The 4,023-nt window shown below is 74.8% G+C and carries 4 protein-coding genes; all 4 read left to right on the top strand.

All coding sequences use genetic code 11. The features are described 5' to 3' along the window. Window positions 1-30 precede the first annotated feature (30 nt). The 4 genes from ACFWFR_RS17980 to ACFWFR_RS17965 all read left to right on the top strand — a co-directional run bounded on the left by ACFWFR_RS17980 (window position 31) and on the right by ACFWFR_RS17965 (window position 3,960). Entirely contained in the window at window positions 31-1,239 is a 1,209-nt protein-coding gene (locus ACFWFR_RS17980; RefSeq protein ID WP_191804705.1) for a sensor histidine kinase, read from the top strand. 83 nt (window positions 1,240-1,322) lie between these two features. Further along, window positions 1,323-2,072 carry a LytR/AlgR family response regulator transcription factor gene (locus ACFWFR_RS17975; protein ID WP_377617043.1) on the top strand — a complete coding sequence of 250 codons (750 nt, stop codon included), beginning with the start codon at window positions 1,323-1,325 and terminating at the stop codon, window positions 2,070-2,072. Then, entirely contained in the window at window positions 2,069-2,494 is a 426-nt protein-coding gene (locus ACFWFR_RS17970) for a heavy metal transporter (protein ID WP_377623952.1), read from the top strand. Before ACFWFR_RS17975 ends, ACFWFR_RS17970 begins: the two co-directional genes overlap by 4 nt. Before the next feature lie 29 nt (window positions 2,495-2,523). Next, window positions 2,524-3,960 carry a cation acetate symporter gene (locus tag ACFWFR_RS17965; RefSeq protein ID WP_225220491.1) on the top strand — a complete coding sequence of 479 codons (1,437 nt, stop codon included), beginning with the start codon at window positions 2,524-2,526 and terminating at the stop codon, window positions 3,958-3,960. The last annotated feature ends 63 nt before the right edge of the window (window positions 3,961-4,023 follow it).

The raw sequence follows: 4,023 nt of genomic DNA, 5'->3' as shown, positions 1-4,023 counted from the left end.
CCCTGCGACCTTCCGGAAGAGGATCTCGACATGTCCGGACCCGCGTTCACCGGTGCCGTGGTCGGCCTGGTCGTCGGCGTTTTCCTCACGGGTGCGCTGGTCCTCGCCTGGCGGCTGGCCCGCGGCACCCGCGAGCTCGGCAGCGACTCGGAGCGGGCGACGTTCCGCACCCTGCACCTCGCGTCGCGCGCGGCCACGCACCTGCGGGACGGCCTCGAGGGCGACGACGTCGGCCGAGCGGCGCGCCACCTGCGTGCGCTGCTCGGCTGCGACGCGCTCGCGGTCGTGACGGCCGACGGCGTCGTGGCGCTCGACGGCCCGGCCACCCTCCGGGCCGAGGCCGAGCGGGTGGGGGCGCGGACCGTCGGGACGGGCAGGCGACAGGTCTACGGGAGCCGCGAGCCGTCGTCGGGCACGTCCGTGCAGGACGCACCGCTCGAGGCCGTCGGGGCCCCCGTGCTCGCCGGCGGGGCCGTGGCAGGCGCCGTGGTCGCGTTCGCGACACGCGTGCGCCCGCCGCTCGTGCGCGCCACGGGCGAGGTCGCGCAGTGGTGCGCGGCCCAGCTCGAGCTCGGCGAGCTCGAGGCCTCGCGCACCGCGCTGGCCCAGGCCGAGCTGCGCGCCCTGCGCGCCCAGATCAGCCCGCACTTCATCTACAACTCGCTCGGCGCGATCGCCTCGTTCATCAGCACCGACCCCGAGCGGGCGCGGGACCTGGTGCTCGACTTCGCGGACTTCACGAGGTACTCGTTCCGGGGTCGCGGCGACTTCACGACGCTCGCCGACGAGCTGCACAGCATCCACTCCTACGTCGAGCTCGAGCGAGCCCGGTTCGGCGACCGGCTCACCGTGACGCTCCAGATCGCGCCCGAGTCGCTCTCGACCGTCATCCCGTTCCTCAGCGTGCAGCCGCTCGTCGAGAACGCCGTCCGACACGGCCTCGAGCCCCGCGAGGCCGGGGGCACGATCGTCATCAGCGCGCGCGACGAGGGCACCCAGACGGAGATCACGGTCGAGGACGACGGCGTCGGGATGTCGCCCGAGAGGCTGCGGGCCCTGCTCGCCTCGGGCTCGCGCGCGACCAACGTCGGGCTGCGCAACGTCGACACGCGCGTGCGCCAGCTCTACGGCGACCAGCACGCGCTCGAGATCGAGACGAACGAGGGCGCGGGTACCCTCGTGCGGATGCGCGTCCCCAAGTCCCAGCCCCAGCACGAGACCGAGGTGAGCAGGCCGTGAACGACGACGGTCCCCGGGCCACCGGGTCCGGTGCGCCGGGCGAGAGCCCGGGCGAGGTCCGGCCCGACGGCGTCGACGTCCTCGTGGCCGACGACGAACGGCCGGTGCTCGACGAGCTGGTCCAGCTCCTGCGCCGCGACCCGCACGTGCGCTCGGTGCACGCCGTCGCGTCGGGGTCCGAGGCCCTGCGCTGGCTGTCCGAGCACCCCGTGCACGTCGCGTTCCTCGACATCCACATGCCCGGCCTCACGGGGCTCGACCTCGCCCGCGCGCTGTCACGGTTCTCGGTCCGGCCCGCCGTGGTGTTCGTGACGGCCGACGAGGCCAGGGCCATCGAGGCCTTCGAGGTCGAGGCCGTCGACTACGTGCTCAAGCCCGTGCGGCGCGAGCGCCTGGCACGGGCGGTCGAGCGTGCGGTCGCGGGGCACGCCGCAGCGGGCACCTCCTCGCGGGGCGACGTGGGCCGCGCGGCGCCCGACGACCGCGCCCCGGCCGACGAGACCATCGCTGTGACGGTCGGCAGCACGACCCGCGTCGTGCTGCGCTCGGCCGTGCGGTGGGTCCAGGCGCAGGGGGACTACTCGCGCCTCGTGACCGGCACGGACAGCTATCTCGTGCGCGAGCCCCTCTCCGACCTCGAGGAACGCTGGGCGCCCGCGGGGTTCCTGCGCGTGCACCGCTCGTACCTCGTCGACCGCTCGGCCGTGACCGCGGTCCGCCTGGGCGGCGCGCACCCCGTCGTGGTCGTCGCGGGGCACGAGGTCCCCGTGAGCCGGCGCATGGCACCGGCCGTGCGCGACGCGTTCCTGGGCCGCCCCGGGGGACGTCCGTGAGCGGCGACGAGCCGCCGCCGCGGGTCGTCGTCCGCTCGACGGACGACCCGGCGAGCGACCCGGCCGCCGCGACAGGACCGGGGGAGGGGGCGCCGTCGGGCAGCGGGGCACCCCGCGGCGCGCAGGCCTCCGGGCCCGACGACGCGAGCGAACCCGCGGCCGTTTACGCCCGCAGCCTCGCGCGGGCGCAGCTGCGGCTCGCGCTCGCGTGCGTCGTGTCGTTCCTGGCGGTGGTCACGCTGCTCACGGTCACCATGAGCGCCGTGCCCACGCTGGGCGACGTGCACGTGCTGGGCGTGCCGCTCCCGTGGCTCCTGCACGCCTACGGGTTCTACCCCGTCATCGCGGCGTTCGCGCTCGTGTTCGCGCTCGCCGCGGCGCGCAACGAACGACGCTTCCGCGCCCTCGTGGAGGACGAGTGACCTCGGCGCTGCCGCTCGTCGCCGTCGGGATGCTCCTGCTCGCGACCGGGCTCATCGGGTTCTACGGGTTGCGGATCTCGCGGACCACGAGCGACTTCTTCGTCGCCTCGCGCACCGTGCAACCCGTGTGGAACGCCTCGGCCATCAGCGGTGAGTACCTGTCGGCCGGGACGTTCCTGGGCCTGTCCGGGCTCGTGCTGCTCTCGGGGGCCGAGGCCTTCTGGTTCCCCGTCGGGTACGCCGCGGGCTACCTGCTCGTGCTGCTGTTCGTCGCCGGGCCGTTGCGTCGCAGCGGGGCCTACACGATCCCCGACTTCGTCCAGGCGCGGCTCGACTCGCTCGCTGCCCGGCGCGTCACGAGCGTCCTGGTGCTCGTCATCGGGTGGCTGTACGTCGTCCCGCAGCTCCACGGGGCCGCGCTCGTCATCACGACCGTGGCCCCCGTGCCGCCGTGGGTCGGGTCGGTCGGGGTCGCCGCGGTCGTGAGCGCCGTGGTCGCCGCGGGCGGCATGCGCTCGGTCACGTTCGTCCAGGCCTTCCAGTTCTGGGTCAAGCTCACGGCCCTCGCGATCCCCGTGGTCTTCCTGCTGGTCGTCCTCGGCGGGCAGGACCTGGCGCTCGACCCGGCCCAGGTCTTCCCGCCCGAGGCCGGGCCGCGCTCCTACGACACCTACACGACGGCCTCGCTGCTGCTCGCTCTCCTGCTCGGCACGATCGGCCTGCCGCACGTCCTCGTGCGCTTCTACACGAGCCCCGACGGGGTCTCGGCGCGGTGGACCACGGTCGTGGTGATCGGCATGATCAGCGTCTTCTACATGGTCTCGAGCACCATGGGGCTCGTCGCCCGCGTCGTCGCGCCCGACCTCGCCGCGCCCGGTGTCGCCGACACGGTGGCGCTCGTGCTGCCCGCGCGCCTGGTGCCCGGCCTGGGCGGTGAGCTGCTCTCCGCTCTCGTGATCGCGGGGGCGTTCGCCGCGTTCCTCGGGACCTCTTCCGGGCTCGTGGTCTCGCTCGCGGGCGTCGTGAGCCAGGACCTGTTCGGCGGCACGGTCCGCTCGTTCCGGTGGTCCGCGGTCGCGTGCACGCTCGTGCCGCTCGCGTTCGCGCTCGTGACGATCCCGCAGGGGCTCGTGACGAGCGTCGGGACGGTGTTCGTGTTCGCGGCCTCGGCGCTGTCCCCGACCATCCTGCTGGGCGTGTGGTGGCGTCGGCTCACCGCGCGCGGCGCGATCGCGGGCATGGTCGTCGGGAGCGCGCTGTGCGCCGGCGCGCTGCTCGTGACCTCGGCGCTCGGTCCGGGCGACGGGCTCGCGCGCAGCCTCCTGGCCCAGCCCGCGGCCTGGACGATCCCGCTCGCGACCGCCACGACCGTCGTCGTGTCCCTGCGGGACCGGCGCGGGCCGCAGCCCCGCACCGACCGGTTCCTGCGACGGTTGCACGTGCCGGAGCGGGCGCCCGAGCGTTGAGTGCGTGGTTCGGCTGCGACGCGCCCGGCGAGTCGCCGCCGAAACACGCACACGTCGGGCGGG

The sequence above is a fragment of the Oerskovia sp. NPDC060287 genome (genome assembly GCF_042726775.1).
In the GTDB taxonomy this organism is placed as follows: Bacteria; Actinomycetota; Actinomycetes; order Actinomycetales; family Cellulomonadaceae; genus Oerskovia; species Oerskovia merdavium.
Note: the sequence above shows the minus strand (reverse complement) of the source record. Positions and strands in the feature narration are given on the sequence as shown.